Annotated in this window: 3 protein-coding genes; 1 reads left to right on the forward strand and 2 read right to left on the reverse strand. The window is 66.2% G+C overall.

Annotated elements, in window-relative coordinates; translation table 11 throughout:
* Together AB4Y84_RS14670 and AB4Y84_RS14675 are read right to left on the reverse strand one after the other, a co-directional pair.
* On the reverse strand, positions 1-1,011 hold a 1,011-nt coding region (locus AB4Y84_RS14670), incomplete at its 3' end, for an anhydro-N-acetylmuramic acid kinase (RefSeq protein ID WP_442250346.1).
* A gap of 64 nt (positions 1,012-1,075) precedes the next feature.
* Positions 1,076-2,545 carry a M23 family metallopeptidase gene (locus tag AB4Y84_RS14675; RefSeq protein ID WP_223497540.1) on the reverse strand — a complete coding sequence of 490 codons (1,470 nt, stop codon included), beginning with the start codon at positions 2,543-2,545 and terminating at the stop codon, positions 1,076-1,078.
* A 167-nt stretch (positions 2,546-2,712) separates the two neighbouring features.
* On the opposite strand from AB4Y84_RS14675, the gene tyrS reads away from it, so the two are divergent.
* Positions 2,713-3,921: a tyrosine--tRNA ligase gene (tyrS, locus tag AB4Y84_RS14680; protein WP_442250347.1), complete on the forward strand. Its 1,209-nt coding sequence runs from the start codon at positions 2,713-2,715 to the stop codon at positions 3,919-3,921.
* Positions 3,922-4,285 lie beyond the last annotated feature (364 nt).

Consider the following 4,285-nt stretch of genomic DNA (forward strand, 5'->3'; position numbering starts at 1 on the left):
AACATACTCCGGGTCCAGCCCGTGCAGCGCCGTGGACTCGACCACCACGCCCGGCAGGCGCGCTGCCAACCGCCGCATCAACTGCGCGTTGCGCACACCACCGCCACACACCAGAACGCGCCGGGTGTCGGGCTGCTGGGCCAGCAGCGCATCAACCACCGTCGCCGCGGTCAGCTCCAGCAGCGTCGCCTGAACATCGGCGGCGGCGAACTGGCCTTCCTCCATGTGTGCTTCGGCCCACGGCAGGTGGAACTGCTCGCGCCCGGTACTCTTGGGCGGTGGCAGCGCGAACCAAGGATCCGCGCGCCAGCCGGCCAGCAGGCTGTCATCCACCGCACCGCTGGCCGCGTAGGCGCCGTCAGCGTCGAAGCTGCGACCGGTGTGGCGTTGGCACCAGGCATCCATCAGTGCGTTGGCTGGGCCGGTATCGAAGCCACGCACGACGCCTTCGCGGGGAATCAGGGTCAGGTTGGCGATCCCGCCCAGGTTCAGCACCGCACGGTCCTCATCGGCCGCACCCAGCATGTCCAGGTGGAAAGCCGGCATCAGCGGTGCCCCATGGCCGCCGGCGGCAACGTCGCGGCGGCGGAAATCGCACACGGTGGTGATCCCGGTCAGCTCGGCGATGCGGTTGCCGTCACCCAGCTGCACGGTGAAGGCCGGGTCGGCCAACGGTCGATGGCGTACCGTCTGACCGTGCGAGCCAATGGCTCGTACCTGCGAACGGTCGACGCCGGCTTCTTCCAGCAGCTGGTTGGCGGCGGCGGCGAAGCTGATCGCAATCCGCGCGTCCAGCTCGCCCAACTCTTCCAGCGACTGCAACGGGCCGCCTTCGCCAAGGGTTACCAGCCTTGCCCGCAGCATCGGCTCCCAGCGGGCGGTCAGCCCATGCACGAAGCGGCATCCCCCGTCGGCCGGGAACTGCACCAGCGCGGCATCGATGCCGTCAGCGCTGGTGCCTGACATCAGGCCCAGGTAGAGGGGAAGGGACGGATCGGCAGTGGCGTTCATGGCGGGCATAAAAAAAGGACACGGCAAGCTTGTGCTGCCGTGTCCTCCTTCGTCAACGCAGGGCTCAGCCGCGCTTGCGGCCTGCCGGCACCTTGTCCTTGGCGCTGGCCACCTCGGTGCTCGCGCTTTCGGCAGCCGGCGCGGGGCTGGCGTCGGCGTAGATCAGCTTCTCCATGCCCTGGATGCGGGCCATCGCCGGCGCGGTCTGCGCCCGGAAGGCCACCAGCTCGGCGCCCTTCAGCGGCTCCGGCGGCGGCATCGTCACCGTCAGCGGGTTGCGGTGCTCGCCATTGACCCGGAATTCGTAGTGCAGGTGCGGGCCGGTCGCCAGGCCGGTCGAGCCGACGTAGCCGATCACCGTGCCCTGGGCCACGCGCTGGCCATTCTTGATCCCGGCAAAGCGCGACATATGGCCGTACAGGGTGGTGTGGCCACGGCCGTGGTCGAGGATCACCACGTTGCCATAACCGCGTTGCACGCCGACGAACTGCACCCGCGCGTCGCCGGCGGCCATGATCGGGGTACCGGTGCGCGCGGCGTAATCCACGCCCTTGTGCATGCGCATCTTGCCCAGCACCGGGTGCTTGCGCGCGCCGAAGGTCGAACTCAGCCGCGCGAACGGGATCGGCATGCGGATGAAGCTCTTCTTCAGCGAACGGCCGCTGATGTCGTAGTACTCGGACTTGCCGTTGCGGTCGAAGCGGAAGCCGGAGTAGGTCTTGCCGCCGGTGGTGAAGGTGGCCGCCAGGATCTTGCTGGTGTCGACCTTCTCGCCCTCGCGCCAGGTCTCATCCATCACCACGCTGAAGCGGTCGCCCGGCTGCAGGTCCTTGGAGAAGTCGATGTCGTACTTGAAGATGTCGTCGGTCATCGTCGCGATTGCCGATGGCGACAGTCCTGCACGGCGTGCAGCCGCATACAGCGAACTGGTGATCTCGCCGCTGGTGACCACCGTCCGCGTGGACGTCTCGCGCTTGGTCACCGTTTCCTTGATGTCATCACCGCTCAGGCTCAGTTCGACCCGGTTGTCGGCGTCGCGGTCGAAGCGGATGCTGCGCAGGTCACCGGACAGCGGCATGTCGAAGGCGATCTCGGCGCCCGGGCGCAACTTGGTCAGCGATTCGCGCGCACCCGGATGGTCCAGCACCCGGTGCAGGGTGGTCGCCGAGATGCCGGCCTTGTCGAACAGATCGCTCAGGGTCTGCCCGCGCTGTACCCGCAGCACCTGCCAGCTGTCACCGGGGATCTGCTGCTGGCGGGCCATTGCCAACGGGGGCAACGGCAGTGCCAGGCTGGTGTGGCTGTCGGCGTAGGGGGCATCGATGGTGTGCGAGAAGCCCGGCACGATCGTGGCCACCAATGCGCCGATGGTCACAAACAGGCTGGCGTGCATCCAATGGCGGCGCGTCCAGCGCTCATTGAACGCAGCGGGAAGGTGTTGCCTCAGCTTCCGGTGCAGGGCGTTGTCGTGCAGGACGTGGAGTCGTTCCTGGAAGCGCTGCTTGCGTGCGCGGCCTTGATCGGAATTGAGCATCAGATGTCGGTCTCTGGCTGACCCGGGAACGCGGGCCCAAACGCCGGTAACATAGACACCTAATAAATTCGCGTCAAACCCTTGTGCCTATTGGCTTTTGTGAAGCCGATCGGGTTAACTTCGCTTTAACACCCCACATAAGAAACGGCGTTGCCGGGAGTAGTCACGTGTCCTCGATTGAAGAAGCCCTTGCCCTGATCGGCCGCGGTGCCGACGAGATCCTCAAGCTCGAGGATCTGCGCGCGCGCCTGCAGGAAGGCCGCCCGCTGCGCATCAAGGCCGGCTTCGACCCCACCGCGCCTGACCTGCACCTGGGCCACACGGTGCTGCTGAACAAGATGCGTCAGTTCCAGGACCTTGGCCACCAGGTCATTTTCCTGATCGGCGACTTCACCGGCATGATCGGCGACCCCTCCGGCAAGAGCCTGACCCGCAAGCCGCTCAGCCGCGASGACGTGCTGGCCAACGCCCGTACCTACGAGGAACAGGTGTTCAAGGTGCTGGACCGCAGCCGCACCGAGGTCCGCTTCAATTCGGAGTGGTTCGGCAAGATGAGCGCGGCCGACATGATCCGCCTGGCCGGCCAGCACACCGTGGCACGCATGCTCGAGCGCGACGACTTCGCCAAGCGCTATGCCGCCCAGCAGTCCATCGCCATCCACGAATTCCTGTACCCGCTGGTGCAGGGCTACGACTCGGTGGCCCTGGAAGCGGACGTCGAGCTGGGTGGTACCGACCAGAAGTTCAACCTGCTGATGGGCCGTGGCCTGCAGGAACACCACGGCCAGAAGCCGCAGGTGGTGCTGACCATGCCGCTGCTGGAAGGCCTGGATGGCGTCAACAAGATGTCCAAGTCGCTGGGCAACTACATCGGCATCAGCGAGCCGGCCATCGACATCGTCACCAAGACCATGAAGGTCGATGACGCCCTGATGTGGCGTTGGATCGAGCTGCTGTCCTTCGATATCAGCCAGGCCGAAGCGGCCTCCCTGCGCGAACAGATCGCCGCGGGCCTGAATCCGCGCGTGGTGAAGCTGCGCCTGGCCCGTGAACTGGCTACCCGGTTCCACGATGCCGCAGCGGCCGAGCAGGCGATTGCCGGCTGGGAAGCTGCCGTTACCGGGCAGGGCGACATCACCCAGCTGCCGCTGCAGGATGTAGCCATCCCGGCCGAGGGCCTGCGCATCGCGGCCTTGCTGACCGCCGCCGGCCTGACCCCGAGCAACTCCGAGGCCAACCGCAAGCTCAAGGAGCGTGCGGTGAAGGTGGACGGCGAAGTGGTGGAAGACGGCCAGCAGGTCCTGCAGCCCGGTTTCGAGGGGCTGCTGCAGGTCGGCAAGCGCACCTTCGCCCGCGTGCGCCTGGTCGCTGCCTGACCGGAGGCAGGGGCCGGCGCAGCCGGCCCCTGCTTCTGCTCCTGCAGAGCGGCGCCGACGCTCTTCCGCTGTTCGCGGGGCCTGTGGCGGCGCCTTTGCATGAACGGATGCAACATCCGATGAAAAAAGTTGCCACACCCCCTTCACAAAGGCCGCGAATAGGGACATACTTTCCCTCCCCCGTCGCAGGGGTCGCCAACAAGGGGCTTCAGCGACACAAGGGACGCCACCACCGACGAACGAGATGATCGAACGAAAGGTGTTGACGGACTCGAAAAGTCCGGCATAATAGGCGGCTCGCTACGAAGGAAACTTTGCAGCACACGGGAATGGCGCTGAGGCCACTTCCCAAGATCTTTGAAAG

Source organism: Stenotrophomonas sp. 2YAF22 (assembly GCF_052114665.1).
Taxonomy (GTDB): domain Bacteria; phylum Pseudomonadota; class Gammaproteobacteria; order Xanthomonadales; family Xanthomonadaceae; genus Stenotrophomonas; species Stenotrophomonas indicatrix.

Excerpts from the sequence above, each read along its gene's own strand:
- AB4Y84_RS14675 (WP_223497540.1), bottom strand. The coding sequence starts at position 2,545 with ATGCTCAATTCCGATCAAGGCCGCGCACGCAAGCAGCGCTTCCAGGAA.